Below are 17,030 nucleotides of genomic sequence, written 5' to 3' on the forward strand. Positions count from 1 at the left end.
ATACAATGAATTGGGGGCTTAGTTCTTACTCACTACGCTTCCAGAACCTGCTGAGTTCGAATCAACATAGGCAGGTTTCCCTTTATAGTATACACTTCCAGATCCTGCGATCGAAGCTTTAATTCTAGTTTTTACACTTACACGTACACTTCCAGATCCAGCAATAGATGCTCTAGTTGTATCCGTTTGTAATCCATAAGCTTTAATATCTCCTGATCCAGCAATTGAGCATTTTAATTCATCAGCATTTCCAGTTAATCTAATGTTTCCAGATCCTGCAATAGATGCTTTTAGGTTTTCAGCATCTACTTCAGCTTCAATGTTTCCAGATCCTCCGATGCTAACTTTTAAATCGTTCGCTTTAATTAAATCACTACTTGATATATTTCCAGACCCTCCTAAAGATAACTTCTCAATATCTTCAAAAGTAACAGTTACAGTTAATCTTCTGGTAGTCTTAATGTTTACATTTTTCTTGTATTGGATCTTTAAGTTATTTCCTTTTATTTCAGTTTCTACATAAGGTAAAATGTTTTCTTCTCCTTTTAAGGTGATTTTACCCTCTTTACCTTTTACTAAGATTACATCAAAAGAGCCTCCTACGCTAATACCGTTATAATCTGAAGTAGATCTTGTCTCTGTAACCACATTACCATTTCCTTTAACTCTCTTGTTTTTCCACCAGCTTTGGGCATTTACAGATAAAGCGAGTGTTAAGATGATGCTTGTTAAAAATAATTTTTTATTCATGATTTCTATGTTTTAATTTGATTGTTGTGTTTAATTTTCGTCGAAAGTCACGCTTCCGAATTCTGATTTAATAGTAACTTTAGAGTTCGATTTCCCTTTTCCATAAACGCCTTCGTAATATTTCTTAGAAGATTTAGAGATGCTTTTAAACAACTCCACATTTGGGCTGTTTCTTTGTTTAAAACTTGCGTATTGAAGATCTATAACAAAGCTAAAGTTGTTAGATGTAGATGTCCCTATTTTTATACCAGCATATTCGCTATCGATATCTACAAAATCAAATCCATTTGCCAACTTGTATATTTTGATATATCCGTAGTCCGCTTTTACTTTTAGACTATTATTAACTGTGCCAAACTTTAGGCCTGTATAATCTCCATTACCGCTTACATTATTAACTTCTCCGGCATATATGCTTCCATAATCTGCATTGAAACTGAGATCTGTTAACTTTTCAAACTTCACTGTTGAATAATCTGTGTTCACATTTACTTTTTTAGCCGAATCAATAGTTATTTTAGAATAATCTACATTCACACTACCATCGTTCATGGAGTTTATGGTAGAACCACCACAATAATCTAAATTAATCTTGCTTACACTGCCTCTTAGGTCTCCGATAGTAATTTTTCCATAGTCACAGTTAATGTTTGCATTTCCATTTATTTCATCTAAAGAAATACTTCCGTAATCATTGGCAAGACTTACATCGTTAGAAACTGGCATACGCACTAAGTAATCTATTTGGTAATTGATCTTTTTATTTTTTCCCCACCATTTCCAATTCTTTTTATTACCTAAAAATGTTTTGGCTTCAACTAGACTTGAGGTAGCTGAAAATTCAACGTCTATTTCTGCAAGCTTGTCCTCAACATCGTCCAAATCATTTCCTTTAACCGTGATAGTAACGTCAATTTCTACAGTGTTTTTGTCCCAAGTATTCACTTTAATAGTACCGTACCTATTGTTTATAGATACTTTAGCATCCGTATTTACAGTATACTTTTTATTGATCTTTTTGCTTTTTTCGTGTTTCTTTTTATCATTATTTCCAAAGCTCACCAAGGGAACTAATAATAAAAGAAGGGTTAGCTTATATATATATTTCATCGTTTATGTTTTGAGGGTTCTTGATTAATTCAATTTGCTCTAATGTTTTTTGCAGTATTTCCAAACGCTGTTGGTAATTGTTGATCATGGCATTGATGATTTTTCGTTGCTGACCATTTTTCTCCAATTCTTGCACAAAAAGCTTATAATTGTCTTCTAGTTCTTCTAAATCATCGAGTGCTTGCTCAATAAGATCTTCAGTTTGTAATGTTCTATTTTGTTCAATCTCTCTGATCTCTTTGTCAATAGTATTTATAAAATAGGTTTGAACTTCGGCCATTTTTGGAGAGATAGAGGGTAGCCCAACTTCTTTGTTGGTCATATTACCCAGGCCAAAACCTATGAGTAAAATTACCGATGCGGCTACGCTCATCCATTTCCAAGATAGTTTCTTCTTGGGTTGTACCCCTTGAAGTCTTTTCTCAAATCGATCCAAATGACCTGAGCGAGGTTCATGAACATCAAACTCATGTTCATTAAAAAAGTTATGTAATTTATCTTCCATATACTTGTGTATTAGTCGTGTCTTGCAATAAGACTTGTTTTAGTTTTTTCTTGGCTCTCGAGATCGTCGTTCTCACATTTTCATTGGTATAGTTCAATATTTGGCATATTTCTTCATAATCAAACCCTTCTATTAAATGTAAATTCAGTACCAACCTATAATTATCTTTCAAACCGTTTATTTTCTCAATTACTTCAGAGGCTTTTAGTGATGAGTAATCTATCGTTTCTTCCACGATGTCATAATTCGGAATCACTTCCATTTTGACCTCTTGGTATTTCGTATTCTTTTTTAACTGGGTTAAACTTTTATTGATTACAATTCTCTTTAACCAGGCTCCAAAAGCTACTTCACCTTTATAAGAATCCAGTTTAGTGAAAGCCGTTAAGAACGCTTCTTGCATGATATCTTCTGCCTCAAATTCATTTTTCAAAATTCTAAATGCAGAATTATACATTGCTCTATAATAAGCCTTGTAAATTTGCATCTGAGCATTATGATCAGATTTTTTACAGCGTTCTAACAGTTGGTTGGTATGTTGATTATTAGCTTCCAATAAATGAATTCTATACTAGAGACAAAGGACATTTTAATTTGTGACAGTTTATTGTATTAAAAGTATACTTTTTTTGTAGAAGTTGTTTAAAATCAAAAAAGTAAATGAATTGGCTTAGCCCAGTTCAAAGGTTGTGATACCAAAAACCTTATTGATTTCCATTTTTGGAGACTCTCCATAATACATTCTCGCACACTCAAAGACGTAGGTAGCTTGATACTTACGAATAAGGTCAATTGCTTCTTTGTTAATCACCGGGACATCAATATATACAGGCTCATTTACAGCAACATTTAAACAAGCTTGATATAGTGCTTCAGCAATGGTGAGATTATCCGCAAACAACGGACATATTTTATATCCTGTACTTGCTTTTCGGATGATTGCAAAACCTTTTAATTCACCACTTTTAACATATTTAAAAGTATGAGATTCAGGCATAAATAGCCATGACTGAAGAAACTTAGACCTAGAAACTCCAAAACATTGTATATCGTATGACAGAATTTTGCTCACATCGGACTTGTCGATATTGGAAATACATGGATTACTCTTGAATGAAGCTCCTTTTCTTTCATAACGTTCATCTCTAAAGGCAATCTCAAAACCTCCTTTTTGATAGAATGGTTGCATAGCTATAACGCCATCCATTCCGATGGCCGCGTTTGGTTGTAAACGCGAAAGCAATTTATTTCTTCTTTGATACCATAATAATTTGCCAATTCCCTGAGACCTATACTCGGGTTTTACGATAAAGAAACCCATGAATCCAAAAAGACCATCATACGAAACAATAGATCCTCCACCTATGAGTTCGCCTTTTAAGAAGTAACCGTAAAATCCATCAGGGTCTGTTTGGTAAAATACATCGGCATCAAAAGGTCCAGGGTTCCATCCTTCTAATCGAGCCCAACTAACCAAGGTCTTTAATCCATTTAGATCTAGTTGTAAGAATTGAAGTTGATCTAAGTTCAAATTGTCAAATTAAAATTACGCTTAACGAAAGTAGGAGATTTTAAAGCAGCAATCAAATATTAATAATTGTAATGTATTGGCATAAGAATTGACTTTATATATATGAATATCAAGCATTAATTAATTTAAAGTGCTGATTATCAAAATTTTAAAGCTAAAACATGATGGCTGATTGTACTTATTGAAAAGAGAATCAGTGTCATAATGACAGATATAAAGAACATGAGTAAACCAAAGATTACGACTTTAGACACTTTGTCGCTACACAATATGTTGAATGAGGATTCTGAATTGATTCCTTTAATGACGCCAGAAGACGAAGAATTAATAAATAAAGAGGAAGTACCGGCCGTACTTCCAATCCTTCCTTTGAGAAATACGGTTTTATTTCCAGGTGTTGTAATTCCGATTACCGCAGGTAGAGATAAATCGATTGAATTGATTACAGATGCTAATAAAGGAGATAAGATTATAGGTGTAGTAGCACAGAGAAATGAGGAGGTCGAAGTACCAGGATCAGATGATATATATCAAACTGGAGTGGTTGCACAGATCTTACGAGTGCTTAAGATGCCTGATGGTAATACAACCGTAATTATTCAAGGTAAGAAGCGTTTTGAGATTGAGTCGATCATACAAGAACAGCCCTATTTAAAAGCGAATGTTAAAGAAGCATTAGAAGATAATGAAGTTGGAGATCTAAAAGAGTTGAATGCGGTAATTGATTCTGTAAGAGATCAGGCATTGGAAGTGATCAAGGAAAATCCAATGTTGCCATCTGAAGCTTCATTTGCAATTAAAAACATTCAAAGTAATTCGTTTTTGGTGAATTTTATTTCATCAAATATGGATCTAAGCGTCATGCAAAAGCAAGTACTTTTAGAAAAAGACAATTTAAAAGAGCGGGCTTTACTAGTGTTAAAAAACTTAAACAAGGAACTTCAGAAATTACAACTTAAGAACGATATCCAATCTAAAACACGTTCTGATCTTGATCAACAACAGCGTGAGTACTATTTAAATCAACAACTTAAAACGATTCAAGAAGAGTTAGGTGGTGTTTCTAATGACGAGGAGTTGGAAGAGATACGCTTGAAATCTAAAACCAAGAAATGGACGAAAGAAGTTGGAGAAGTTTTTGATAAAGAACTGGCACGTTTAAGAAGAATGAATCCGCAAATGGCAGAGTACGGAGTACAACGTAACTATCTAGAGCTCATGTTGGAATTGCCATGGGGTGAGTATTCTGAGGATAAATTTAATCTAAAAAGAGCTGTGAAGATCTTGGATAGAGATCATTTTGGGTTGGAAAAGGTAAAAGAACGTATTATAGAACATTTAGCTGTGTTGAAGCTAAAAGGAGATATGAAATCTCCAATTATCTGTTTATATGGACCTCCAGGAGTAGGGAAGACCTCTTTAGGGAAATCCGTTGCAGAATCTTTAGGACGAAAGTATGTTCGTATGTCTTTAGGAGGATTGAGAGATGAAGCAGAAATTAGAGGGCACCGTAAAACCTATATTGGAGCCATGCCAGGTCGCTTGATTCAGAATTTGAAAAAAGCTGGAACATCGAACCCTGTTTTTGTATTAGATGAGATTGATAAATTAGGACAAAGTCATCAAGGAGACCCATCTTCGGCAATGTTAGAAGTATTGGATCCTGAACAAAATACAGAGTTTTATGATAATTACTTGGAAGTAGGTTTTGACCTTTCTAAAGTTTTATTTATTGCAACTGCAAATAACTTAGGGCAAATTCCATGGGCACTTAGAGATCGTATGGAGATCATCAATGTGACAGGATATACGATTGAAGAAAAGATTGAAATAGCCAAAAGACACTTATTGCCAAAGCAATTAAAGGAACACGGTCTTACAAAAGAACATCTAAAGCTTGGGAAAGCGCAGATTGAAAAGGTGGTAGAAGGATATACTAGAGAATCGGGAGTTCGTGGTTTAGAAAAACAAATTGCAAAAGTGGTGCGTTATGCAGCTAAATCTATTGCTTTAGAAGAAGAGTATAATGTGGCAGTCACTACCGAAGATATTGAAACCATTTTAGGCCCCGCTCGTTTGGAACGAGATAAGTATGAAAACAATGGTGTAGCTGGAGTAGTTACAGGATTGGCCTGGACGAGTGTAGGTGGAGATATTCTGTTTATAGAATCAATTTTATCAAAAGGGAAAGGCGGATTGACCATTACTGGAAACTTAGGAAAAGTGATGAAAGAATCGGCAACCATTGCTATGGAGTATATTAAGGCAAATGCTGATGATTTTGGGATTGATCCTGAGATATTAGAAAAATATAATGTGCACATTCATGTACCCGAAGGAGCTACTCCGAAAGATGGACCAAGCGCTGGTATCACCATGTTAACTTCGTTAGTATCTGTGTTCACGCAGAAAAAAGTAAAAAACAAGTTGGCCATGACAGGAGAGATTACATTGAGAGGCAAGGTATTACCAGTAGGGGGAATCAAAGAGAAAATCCTAGCTGCAAAACGAGCAAACATCAAAGAGATTATTTTGTGTGCAGATAACGAGAAAGATATTCTGGAAATCAAAGAGAGTTATTTGAAAGGATTGAAATTCCACTACGTTATAGATATGCATGAAGTGATAGATATAGCCCTAACAAATACAAAGGCCAAGAATGCCAAAAAGCTAATATAGTTTTACGGATAAATAGCTTAAATTGGTGGCTAATTGTTTACGTATATGAATACTTTTGATGTTGTTATTGTTGGCGGTGGAACGGCTGGATTAATCTTGGCTAGAGAACTTGGGAAAGCTAAACGTAAAATACTTGTTTTAGACAGGAGAAGTAATCTTTTGGATTTTTCTTTTAATACACTGGGAAGCTTTATTAATTTGAAGGATTTTGATCTTACCGAAAATGTAGTTGCTCAAAAAATAGATCGTGTTACTTTTCGATCTAAACTTATGGTGAGAAAGGTAAACGTAGATGCCTATATTTTAGACAAAAAGAAAGTACATGAAGAACTTTTAGATGCCATTGACAATGCCTATGTAACCACACTACTTAACGTTAATATAAAAGGCATTAACAAAGACGAGCAAGGACAATTTACCTCAGTTACAGATAGTAAGGGTAATGAATACTTCGGTAAAATATTTATAGACGCAACTGGTACCAATGGAGTAATTAGCAAGAAAGTTGGATTACGAGATCCGAAAGTAGACCTAGGAACAGGAGTAGAGTATAATGTTAAGTACACTGGAGATCCCAAAGAAGGACATCTTTTAATTGGAAAGGTGTATCAAGGAGGTTATGGATGGATCTTTCCGCTTAAAGACAATAGAGCTATTATTGGATTTGGAACTTTTGATGAAAAAGTTGTTAAAGAACTAAAGCATCGATTAAACGAAATTCTTAAACTACCTCATATTAAAAAATTAGTAGTTAAGGATAATGAAAAAGTAGAAGGAGGTAGTATTCCGATAACTCCCGTTTTAGACAAATTTGTACTTCATAATTTGGTATGTGTTGGCGATAGTGTTTCCCAAGTAAACCCGATTGTTGGTGAGGGGTATAAGTTTATTTTTGAAGCTGGATTAATGGCCAGTAAAGCCATTGATAAGTCATTAGAGAATGATAATTTAGATTGTCTGCTAGAATATGAATCAGATTGGAGAAAACGATTTTTAGCGAATTATTCACGTTCAAAGCGTTCTCAAGAAAGACTGTTTAGACATTCAAACAAAGACTTACTAATGGATTTTGCATTGTTTCTAACAAAATTTAGATCAGATAGGAAAATTGTTAGGTCGTTATCAGGAGAGTATGGTTTAGAGGAAACCTAAAGTAGATGTTTGCTTAAAGAATTGAATAAAAGCTCCTTATAGGGGCTTTTTTATGTTAAGAATTTTTTTTAAAGAACAACTAATATCATTTTATAATAGAAAATTATTGAAAATAAATATTAATTTATTGTTTTTCAATAAATATTTATCGTATTTTTGTCATGTAACTTTAAATAGATATTGATGAAAACCAAGAAAACAAAAAAAATTATACTTGCAATGAATATTATCGCTGCAATAATATTCATTGCGTTATGTGCTAAAACAGGTGCCATATTATATTCATTCTGTGTGAGTCTTTTTGGAAACTCGGAAGGAGCTGGAAACCTTTATTTAGGATTGAATCTTTCTGATTTGTACAATTTTGATATAACATATTATACATTTATGGGTGCATTTATTATTATTATATCTGGACTAAAGGCCTATTTATTCTTTAGTGTAATTAAATTGTTTTCAAGAACAAATATTGAACAACCCTTTAGCGAAACTATTGCAAGCCTAATTAAAAAGATGAGTTTCGTAGCTTTTACTATTGGCTTATTTGCTGCAATAGCCGTAAAATATAGCGAATGGATTGCTGATAAGGGCGTTGAACTAAACACATTATTTGAATACATTAGTGGTGGTGAGGAATTTGTATTTTTTGGAGGGATACTTTTTATGATTTGGGTAGTTTTTAAAAAGGGAATTGAGATGCAAACGGAAAACGAATTAACAATATAGCTATGGGAATTGTTGTAAACTTAGATGTAATGATGGCAAAACGAAAGATGTCATTAAACGAGCTTTCAGGTAAGGTTGGATTAACATTGGCGAATCTATCTATTCTGAAAACTGGAAAAGCGAAAGCTATTCGCTTTAGTACACTGGCGCTTATCTGTGAGGCGCTAGATTGTCAACCAGGTGATTTATTGGAATATTCGAAAGACTAAAGCAAAGAATGTACTCACGAAGCAAGACGACATGTACTATCTGGTTATAAGTCTGCTTAATATTTAGGTTTTCTTAATTTTTTGAGTGAGGAATAAACTAAACAGGACAAAGCCAGTAAAAGCGTAGAAACCAAATAGGAGTCCAGAGTTGTTAGTTGTTAATACTGCGGTCGATTTGGTTAGTGTTTGCAACTGATTTAGCTGCTCTGTTATGAGTCCGTCAAAACCTAAATATGCCATAAACATGGCAATAACAAAAACATCAGCCATGGACCATTTTCCGGTTTTAAATACCAGAAAATTAATGATCTTGTTCTTTTTCATTTGCTCACTAAAAGTATAGATTGTTGAGGCTATCAACTTTGATAGCGGGAATAGTATACTGAATAAGAAAACAAGTCCTCCTACGAAGAAAAGGTCCATACGATTCTGCGCCATCATTAATTCTACCACTTCCATAATACTTTTGCTTTTATAAAATAGCACTTGATCTTTAAACTGGATCGATTCACCTAAGAAAGGAAAATTCAACTCAGAAATCCGTGCATCAATTGCGATCATAGGCAAGAAAACGCCTAACCCTAATAAAAGTAGGGCATAAAAAGTAAAGAGCATGAATTCAGCATTATTCTTCTCTTTAAAAAAGAAAAGCATTAAAACTGCAATTACAAACATTGCTAAGATTGCATAATTGTAGATGTCTTTGCTAGCATTATTTTCTGTAATCTTACCCTCAATAATAGTTGTTGTATCTACCTTATCTGTACCTTCATGCTTTTTTATGATATGATTCATTACAGTATAATCCGTCGCTAGAAAAGTATCTTTAGTATAAGCGTCTAATTGAGATTCTAAATACTGCTTTAGCATGACCTGGCTATTGTCTCCAGTTAAAAACTCGTAAATCTGATCGGTAAAAAGCGGAATATCTTTTTTAACCTGATCGAAGATTCCAGTCATGGAAGAAATACTCTTTTTAAAGAATCCAGAAATGCCACCGCCAGAACTTTCGGTATAACGCTTTTGAAAACCGTCAATAGCCTTCTCTAAAAAAGCTGAAATCTCTTTTTTAAGGGCTTCTTCATCGGTGTTTTCGATATTGAAATCGTTCATTTTTGTAGCGATAACATCTGCAAAAACACTCTTCCACTCATCTACATTGAAGAGTCCATATTTAATATCAGAAAGCTCAATCAGATCGTCTGTTAACGCCTGATTGAGCTTTTCTTGTTCGTATATTTTATAGCTAAAAAATGCAGAAGTACCCAGCAGTACTGCTAGAAAAATTAGTCTTAAAGATTTCATGGTTTTAATAGTTTACTTACCTCTAAGACTAATGTAAGCCATTTTTGTTACCAAAAGAAACCGTATTGTGTTAAAAAATTAATTTGTGGTATATGAAAGGATCATGGTTTGCAAGTCATTTTCTAACACTTCTCTAATTAGTACTTGTGCATTTTCTTTTTCGTACGATGTATTTGTAACTACCGAAAAAGTGTCTCCATTATCTGTAGGAGTTACTTCTTTTTTTAATTGTTTAAAGCCATTTGATCTTAAGTCAGATTTCCATTTGTAAATTCCAGAAAGATTACGCTTGACGTAAATTATTTGATCTCCGTTTTTATAAATAATTTCCCCCGCTGTTGGGTTCTCCCAACCTTTTCCGTAATCAGAATCTCCAGTATAAGACCAAAGACTTGACGTAGGATCTAAATAACTAGAAATCTCGTCATGTTTCATGGAGTGTACTTTTTCTATCGCTTTGATATCAATTTTCAAGCTTTTCGAATAAATATAATTAGAGATATCCTCTTCTGTCAAAATCGCTGTAAGTATCGCAGGATTCTTTGGATAGTAAATAATCGATATTTCTTGACCAATACCTATTTTTTTATAGGAATTCTCTCCAATTGTTGTTTTTTTGGAAAGCTTTACCCCTTTCTCATTTTTGAAGGCAACTTGGATAGTGTATACACCACCTCTTCTACTTTCCATAGAGGATCCATCTGTAATAATTGCTGTGGTTATAACCCCTTCATTTTTAAGCAATCGAGTTTCTTTTTGTAAAAAATTATAAACGAAAATAATACCGATTATAATTGCTGCAAACCCTGGAGCCAGTGAGGCAAACATGGAAAATTCGTCATTCTTTTTTAATGATTTAATAAGATAATAAATGGCTATTCCAGCTAAAGCACCACCAACCATTGATATGATTGTAGAGGCTGCGTTATATACAACCAATGGAATGCCTGAAATAAATAGATAAAAAATGAATAGTAGAACTGCCGACCAAATATAAGTGTCCTTTTTCATCTTTTATGATTGTTTATGCATATGTACATCCATTTGTGGAAATGGAATACTCAACCCTTCCTTATCAAACGTGTTGTACACATTTTCGTTCATGTCAAAATAAGATCCCCAATAGTCGCTAGTTTTTATCCATCCTCTCATCGTAAAGTTTACAGAACTATCTGCTAGTTCAGAAAGCACCAGCACAGGTGGTTGAGGCTCATTAAGTAATCTATTATCTTCTTTCATAAGTCTTGAAAGAACTTCCTTAGCTTTGTCAGAACTATCACCATAGGCAATACCAAAGGTCCATTCAATCATCACCATATCTCCATTAGAGAAGTTAACCATAGAACCATTCGATAGCCCTCCATTTGGAATGATAATCGTTCTGTTATCTGGTGTTTTTAAAATTGTGTTGAAAATTTGTATTTCATGTACAATTCCTTTATGACCTTGCGCCTCGATTAGATCACCTACCTTAAAAGGTTTAAAAATTAAGAGCATTACGCCACCAGCAAAGTTCTGTAGCGTTCCTGATAAGGCCATACCAACAGCCAAACCTGCGGCACCTAAGATGGCAATGAAAGAGGTCATTTCTATACCTAGCATTCCCAGTACGCTAATAACAAGCATTACTTTTAAAAGCATGTTCACCAGACTTCTTAAAAAAGGTCGCAACGATACATCCGTATTTCTTTTCGTTAAGAGCTTTGTAAAACTTTTGGTGATAACCTTTATAATCCAAGACCCTATGATCCATACGAGGATAGCTCCAATTAACTTTGGGCCATATTCTAAAGTTTTTTCCGTTATAAATTCTAAAATTTTTTCTGTATTCATATCATTAGTTGATTTTTATTTAGGTTTTAAAGTATTTACATAGGTGAGACCCTTTTTTAGGTAAGAAGTCACTAATTTTTTATTCGAAACTAGCAAATCAGCTGGAATGAAAACATACTCTCTCATTTTAGCACCATGAGATCGGAATTCACCGCAATTTGGATAGGCTTCTAAAAAGGTTTTAGTGTCTTCTTTCGAAAGTCTAATTCCGAATTGAGAATCCTTATTTAATAATGAGAACATATAACCATTGGAAGAAGTATAAGGCATGGTTTTACCTTTTCTTTCTATACCGGCCATAGAAGCTATTTCATCATATAATTCAAGCTGTTTTTCCCACATTATTCTTCAGGTTCTGGGATACTCTGCCATAATACATTCATAATTTTCCATTGACCATTTACTTTGCTCAAGTGAAAATAATCGATACCCCAAGCTGCAGTCAATTTTGCAGAGGCAGATTTACTATTAATATCATAGATCTCGATTTTTTTCGGAGATGATTCATCTGCACGTTTACCATCCTTATTCCAACGAGCAGCTAAGCTTACTAACTGTGTATAGGTCATAGGTAAGTTATCTACGTATTCCTTCTTTTTAGGGTGATACCAATATCCAATTTTCCTCATGGTAGAATCTACACTTCGTTCAATACGAGTAGAGTCTACTAAATAAATACCTTCTACATAATCTTTAATGGCATTTTCTACATTAGCATGTTCGACGTTATCGAATTTTTTTTCTGAATGATGCGAATGTTCGTGTTTTTCTCCGTGTTTAGTATTGCAGGAAGTTATGAATACCGTTGCCACGATCATACTTACAAATAGCGCTGTAATTCGTTTTTTCATTGGGTTTTGAATTTGTGATTGTACAGCTAAAGGTAAAAAGAAAAATGAGAACTCTTATTTTTTGAGCAATCTACTGTAAAGATTTAAAGTGTCATTGACTGTATTGTCGATATGGTATACGGAGTCAATACGCTCTTTAGCTTTTTCCCCCATAGTCATTCTTAAGGTATCATCATCAGCTAATTTAGAGATGGCCTTGGCAATACTCCTTGAGTCTTTCAAAGGAGTGATAATGCCACTTTGCTCATCTACTAGTTCTGTACATCCTCCGGCATCTGTCATAATAATTGGTTTTCCCACAGACATAGCTTCACTTATAGCTCTTCCGAACCCTTCATTTAGGGACGTTTGTACATAGATATCGCAACCCTTTAATAATGAAACAACGTCGTTTCTGATGCCAAGAATATGAATCCTTTCCGAAATGGGGCTCTTCTTTGTAATCTTATTCAGAGGATATTTATCAGTATCCTCTCCGATAACAATAAGATGAATTTCTTTTTTAGAAGACAAATGATAGGAAGATTCTAAAAAGTAGCGTGTTCCCTTCACCTTTCTGTGATTTCCTACGAAACATACTTTAATGGCATCTTTTGGGATGTTCAATTCTGAATAATCAAAAGGTTCTACTTTATCAAACCATTTCGAACTGTATCCTTTAAAAATACGAACGGCTTTCCCTTTGTTTTTACCAAATAATTGATTTTTTACATGCGAATAAACATGATTGCTGTTTCCAATAATAGCATCTATTCTTGGATGCAAATATGTTAAATAAGAGCTAGGGTCATACCAATGTAAGCTTGTAGAGCCAAAGTAGTTCACTACTTTTATAGTAGTACCTTTCAAGGCGATCAAACCACTTCTACTGGACTTCCCATCAATAAAATGTACGAGCTCTATACTATGTTCTGTAAGTATTTTTTTGAACGTTTTAATATAATTTCTATCGATTCTTTTTTCAGGGAATACTCGTAAGAAAGGAAGTCGTAAGGATTTGAAATTAGCCTCTACCTCACCAAAGATATTTCCAATAACCAAAATGGATACTCCTTTTTTCTGTAATCCCGAAATAAGCTCTATTTGAGCTTGCTGAGAAACATAAGGTTCATTTCCATTTATGACAAAAAGCACATTCATTAACGGAAGTGCTTTTTAGATTCGTTCCAGAAAACATCCATTTCTGTCAAAGACATGTCAGATAATGCCTTACCTTCTTTTTTAGCTGCTTCCTCCAAGTATTGAAATCTTTTAATAAACTTCTTATTTGTTTTCTCCAGCGCATTTTCTGGATTCACATTGATGAAACGAGCATAATTTACCATAGAAAATAATACATCTCCAAACTCGGAAGCTATTTTTTCTTGATCTCCATGTTCAATTTCGGTGTTCAGCTCAGATAACTCCTCCTGAACCTTTTCCCAAACTTGACGTGGTTCTTCCCAATCGAAACCAACTCCAGCAACTTTGTCTTGAATCCTATTCGCTTTTACGATAGCAGGTAAGCTCTTTGGAACTCCTTCTAAAACAGATTTTTTCCCTTCCTTAAGCTTCAGTTTTTCCCAATTTTGTTGCACTTCTTTCTCGTTTTCGACAACAACATCCCCATAAATATGTGGATGTCGATCTACTAATTTATCAGAAATAGCATTGGCCACATCTGCAATGTCAAAAGCTTTCTTTTCTGAACCTATCTTTGCATAAAAAATAATATGAAGGAGTACATCACCCAACTCTTTTTTGATCTCATTAAGATCATTATCTAAGATAGCATCAGCTAATTCATACGTCTCTTCAATAGTAAGATGACGCAAAGATTCTAGCGTTTGTTTTCTATCCCACGGACATTTCTCCCGAAGGTCATCCATGATATCTAACAAACGATCGAATGCTTGTAACTGCTGTGCTCTAGAATTCATTTATACTTCTTCTGTGTTTTCTTCTTCAGTAACTTCAATCGTAGAAAAATCAATTCCTGCTTTCACCATAATATTATACCATTGAATCACTTTTTTAATGTTAGAAGTATATACACGCTCATCGTCATAATCAGGTAGAATTTCAGCAAAATAAGAAGTTAATGTATTGCTGCTTTCTTTGTGACTTATTGTCTCTTTGCCTTCCTCTTTTTCGTACATCGTTTTAAAAATGTTCAATAAAGGTACCTCTTCTTCATAGGTATAGATCGCTATGTTTTCCAACAAGCTAACATTTTGTGTAGAGGTTATAGGAAACCTTTTTTTATCCACTAACGAGTCAACAACCAATCCAGTTTTCGTTTGAGATACTACTTGAAATAACCCTGGTTTTCCAGTTACGGCTATAATTTTACTAAATTCCATTTATCTTTTTTTAAGTTTTGGAAAACGCATTCTATATCCTGCGTTTATTTTTCCTTTTGATATATTTTCTAATTTCTTTTTAATGATTCTCTTTTTTAATGAGGATAGTTTATCGGTAAACAAGATACCTTCTATATGATCATATTCATGCTGAAAAACACGTGCTGCTAATCCAGTTAATGTTTCGGTGTGCGTATCAAAATTTTCATCTTGATATTTAATAGTTACCTTTTCTTGTCTAAAAACATCTTCTCTTACTTCGGGAATACTTAAACATCCTTCGTTAAAAGCCCATTCATTACCTTCCTCTTCAATAATTTGAGCATTGATAAATACTTTATTGAAATCTTTTAAAGAGTCTTGCTCTTCTTTTGTTAGCTCTTCATCTTCGGCAAACGGAGATGCATCTATTAGAAACAAACGAATAGCCTTTCCAATTTGAGGAGCTGCTAAACCAACACCTTGGGCATTGTACATTGTCTCCTTCATATTTGCGATAAGTTCCTTTAAGTTTGGGTAATCTTTATCTATTTCTTCCCCTACTTTTCTTAAAACGGGATCACCATAAGCAACGATAGGTAAAATCATATAATTTGTATCATCTATTAAAGTCGCAAAAGTACAAAATTAGCCAGTAAATGGAAGGAAACTTTAATCTTACTTATTATATAAATAAGATTGCAAGATTATGGTAGCACTTATCTCGTCTACTAGTGCTTTGTTTCTTCGTTGTTTTTTATTCAATCCACTGTCAATCATGGTTTGAAAAGCCATTTTCGAAGTAAATCGTTCATCCTCTCTTTTAATAGGGATTGAAGGGAATCTAACTGCTAGTTTTTTTATAAAAGGAATAATAAGTGCTTCACTCTCGCTATCTGTATTGTCTAATTGCTTTGGCTTTCCTACTAGTATGAGCGCTACTTTTTCTTTTTTAAAATAGTCTTCTAAAAAAGATAAAAGATCCGATGTTTCTACAGTGGTTAATCCAGATGCGATGATTTGCAGTGCATCGGTAACTGCAATGCCTGTTCTTTTCTTTCCAAAATCTAAGGCAATAATTCGCGCCATTGAGTCAAAGTTTGGGTCAAAAATAGGCATTTTAAACAACCTATCTATATCTGTTTAAAAATGTATCTTAGTAGCGAAATAATGATTTGCATTTTATCTTTGCGTTTCGATAAAATAAATAACCTTTCTTGAGGTTATATTAATTAAAAATAGATGAACTTGTTAAAAAATACCATAGAAAAAGCCTGGGAAGACAGAGCTTTATTATCAGAAGAGAATACCATAAATGCAATTAGAGAAGTGATCGACCTATTGGATTCGGGTGATTTACGTGTAGCCGAGCCAACATCAGATGGATGGCAAGTTAATGAATGGGTTAAAAAAGCGGTTGTGCTGTATTTTCCTATTCAGAAAATGGAAACGCTTGAAGCTGGTATTTTTGAGTATCATGATAAAATTCCGCTGAAAAAAAACTTTAAAGAAAAAGGAATTAGAGTAGTTCCTAATGCTGTAGCACGTCATGGAGCCTATATTTCTCCAGGTACTATTTTAATGCCTAGTTATGTGAATATTGGAGCATATGTAGATGAAGGAACAATGGTAGACACTTGGGCTACTGTGGGTAGTTGTGCTCAGATAGGTAAAAATGTACATCTTTCTGGTGGAGTAGGTATTGGAGGAGTATTAGAGCCATTACAAGCGGCCCCAGTAATTATTGAAGATGGCGCTTTCATTGGCTCAAGATGTATTGTGGTAGAAGGGGTAAGAATAGGTAAGGAAGCTGTTTTGGGAGCGAACGTAGTGTTAACTATGAGTACAAAAATCATTGACGTTACGGGAGAAAATCCAGTTGAAATGAAAGGAGCAGTTCCAGAAAGATCAGTGGTTATCCCGGGTAGTTATACCAAAAAGTTTCCTTCTGGAGAATATAATGTACCTTGCGCTTTGATTATAGGTAAAAGAAAAGAAAGTACTAATAAAAAAACCTCTTTAAACGATGCGCTTCGTGAATACGATGTTGCCGTTTAG

At 34.1% G+C, this 17,030-nt stretch carries 20 protein-coding genes; 5 read left to right on the forward strand and 15 right to left on the reverse strand.

The window, feature by feature from the left end; translation table 11 throughout:
• Positions 1–18: 18 nt before the first annotated feature.
• From RQM59_RS11765 to RQM59_RS11785, 5 genes are all read right to left on the reverse strand, one after another.
• Positions 19–750, reverse strand: coding sequence for a head GIN domain-containing protein (locus RQM59_RS11765; RefSeq protein WP_349242313.1), 732 nt, complete (start codon positions 748–750; stop codon positions 19–21).
• 30 nt (positions 751–780) lie between these two features.
• Positions 781–1,860 carry a hypothetical protein gene (locus RQM59_RS11770; protein ID WP_349242314.1) on the reverse strand — a complete coding sequence of 360 codons (1,080 nt, stop codon included), beginning with the start codon at positions 1,858–1,860 and terminating at the stop codon, positions 781–783.
• A complete protein-coding gene (locus RQM59_RS11775) occupies positions 1,844–2,365 on the reverse strand; it encodes a hypothetical protein (RefSeq protein ID WP_349242315.1) in 522 nt (173 codons plus the stop codon). Before RQM59_RS11775 ends, RQM59_RS11770 begins: the two co-directional genes overlap by 17 nt.
• A complete protein-coding gene (locus tag RQM59_RS11780) occupies positions 2,355–2,921 on the reverse strand; it encodes an RNA polymerase sigma factor (protein WP_349242316.1) in 567 nt (188 codons plus the stop codon). The genes RQM59_RS11775 and RQM59_RS11780 overlap by 11 nt, the downstream gene beginning before the upstream one ends.
• A 114-nt stretch (positions 2,922–3,035) precedes the next feature.
• Positions 3,036–3,896, reverse strand: coding sequence for a GNAT family N-acetyltransferase (locus RQM59_RS11785; protein WP_349242317.1), 861 nt, complete (start codon positions 3,894–3,896; stop codon positions 3,036–3,038).
• Between the two features lie 222 nt (positions 3,897–4,118).
• Between RQM59_RS11785 and lon the strand changes: the two genes are divergently transcribed.
• The 4 genes from lon to RQM59_RS11805 all read left to right on the forward strand — a co-directional run bounded on the left by lon (position 4,119) and on the right by RQM59_RS11805 (position 8,662).
• On the forward strand, positions 4,119–6,575 hold the full coding sequence (gene lon / locus RQM59_RS11790; RefSeq protein WP_432208143.1) for an endopeptidase La: 2,457 nt from the start codon (positions 4,119–4,121) through the stop codon (positions 6,573–6,575).
• Positions 6,576–6,620: 45 nt separating this feature from the next.
• Positions 6,621–7,727 (forward strand): NAD(P)/FAD-dependent oxidoreductase, encoded by a 1,107-nt coding sequence (locus RQM59_RS11795; RefSeq protein ID WP_349242319.1) that lies wholly within the window; start codon positions 6,621–6,623, stop codon positions 7,725–7,727.
• 183 nt (positions 7,728–7,910) lie between these two features.
• On the forward strand, positions 7,911–8,453 hold the full coding sequence (locus RQM59_RS11800; RefSeq protein WP_349242320.1) for a DUF2975 domain-containing protein: 543 nt from the start codon (positions 7,911–7,913) through the stop codon (positions 8,451–8,453).
• A gap of 2 nt (positions 8,454–8,455) precedes the next feature.
• Entirely contained in the window at positions 8,456–8,662 is a 207-nt protein-coding gene (locus RQM59_RS11805) for a helix-turn-helix domain-containing protein (protein WP_349242321.1), read from the forward strand.
• Positions 8,663–8,725: 63 nt separating this feature from the next.
• On the opposite strand, the gene RQM59_RS11810 is transcribed toward RQM59_RS11805, so the two are convergent.
• The 10 genes from RQM59_RS11810 to ruvX form a co-directional block, all read right to left on the reverse strand.
• Positions 8,726–9,967 (reverse strand): paraquat-inducible protein A, encoded by a 1,242-nt coding sequence (locus tag RQM59_RS11810; RefSeq protein WP_349242322.1) that lies wholly within the window; start codon positions 9,965–9,967, stop codon positions 8,726–8,728.
• A gap of 78 nt (positions 9,968–10,045) precedes the next feature.
• Entirely contained in the window at positions 10,046–10,978 is a 933-nt protein-coding gene (locus RQM59_RS11815) for a hypothetical protein (RefSeq protein WP_349242323.1), read from the reverse strand.
• Positions 10,979–10,981: 3 nt separating this feature from the next.
• Positions 10,982–11,800, reverse strand: coding sequence for a mechanosensitive ion channel family protein (locus RQM59_RS11820; RefSeq protein WP_349242324.1), 819 nt, complete (start codon positions 11,798–11,800; stop codon positions 10,982–10,984).
• A 15-nt stretch (positions 11,801–11,815) separates the two neighbouring features.
• The gene (locus RQM59_RS11825) at positions 11,816–12,142 is read right to left on the reverse strand and encodes a hypothetical protein (protein ID WP_349242325.1); all 327 of its coding nucleotides are present in this window, start codon (positions 12,140–12,142) and stop codon (positions 11,816–11,818) included.
• On the reverse strand, positions 12,142–12,651 hold the full coding sequence (locus tag RQM59_RS11830; protein WP_349242326.1) for a nuclear transport factor 2 family protein: 510 nt from the start codon (positions 12,649–12,651) through the stop codon (positions 12,142–12,144). The genes RQM59_RS11825 and RQM59_RS11830 overlap by 1 nt, the downstream gene beginning before the upstream one ends.
• Before the next feature lie 54 nt (positions 12,652–12,705).
• Complete coding sequence (locus RQM59_RS11835; RefSeq protein ID WP_349242327.1) at positions 12,706–13,791, reverse strand: glycosyltransferase family 4 protein; 1,086 nt, start codon at positions 13,789–13,791, stop codon at positions 12,706–12,708.
• Positions 13,791–14,570, reverse strand: a complete 780-nt coding sequence (gene mazG / locus RQM59_RS11840; RefSeq protein ID WP_349242328.1) for a nucleoside triphosphate pyrophosphohydrolase — start codon at positions 14,568–14,570, stop codon at positions 13,791–13,793. Before mazG ends, RQM59_RS11835 begins: the two co-directional genes overlap by 1 nt.
• Complete coding sequence (locus RQM59_RS11845; protein WP_349242329.1) at positions 14,571–14,993, reverse strand: DUF5606 family protein; 423 nt, start codon at positions 14,991–14,993, stop codon at positions 14,571–14,573.
• Positions 14,994–15,581 carry a peptide deformylase gene (gene def / locus RQM59_RS11850; protein ID WP_349242330.1) on the reverse strand — a complete coding sequence of 196 codons (588 nt, stop codon included), beginning with the start codon at positions 15,579–15,581 and terminating at the stop codon, positions 14,994–14,996.
• Positions 15,582–15,650: 69 nt separating this feature from the next.
• Entirely contained in the window at positions 15,651–16,061 is a 411-nt protein-coding gene (ruvX, locus tag RQM59_RS11855) for a Holliday junction resolvase RuvX (RefSeq protein ID WP_349242331.1), read from the reverse strand.
• Positions 16,062–16,214: 153 nt separating this feature from the next.
• Between ruvX and RQM59_RS11860 the strand changes: the two genes are divergently transcribed.
• On the forward strand, positions 16,215–17,030 hold the full coding sequence (locus tag RQM59_RS11860) for a 2,3,4,5-tetrahydropyridine-2,6-dicarboxylate N-succinyltransferase (RefSeq protein ID WP_349242332.1): 816 nt from the start codon (positions 16,215–16,217) through the stop codon (positions 17,028–17,030).

The sequence above is a fragment of the Asprobacillus argus genome (genome assembly GCF_032248395.1).
Lineage (GTDB): Bacteria > Bacteroidota > Bacteroidia > Flavobacteriales > Flavobacteriaceae > Polaribacter > Polaribacter argus.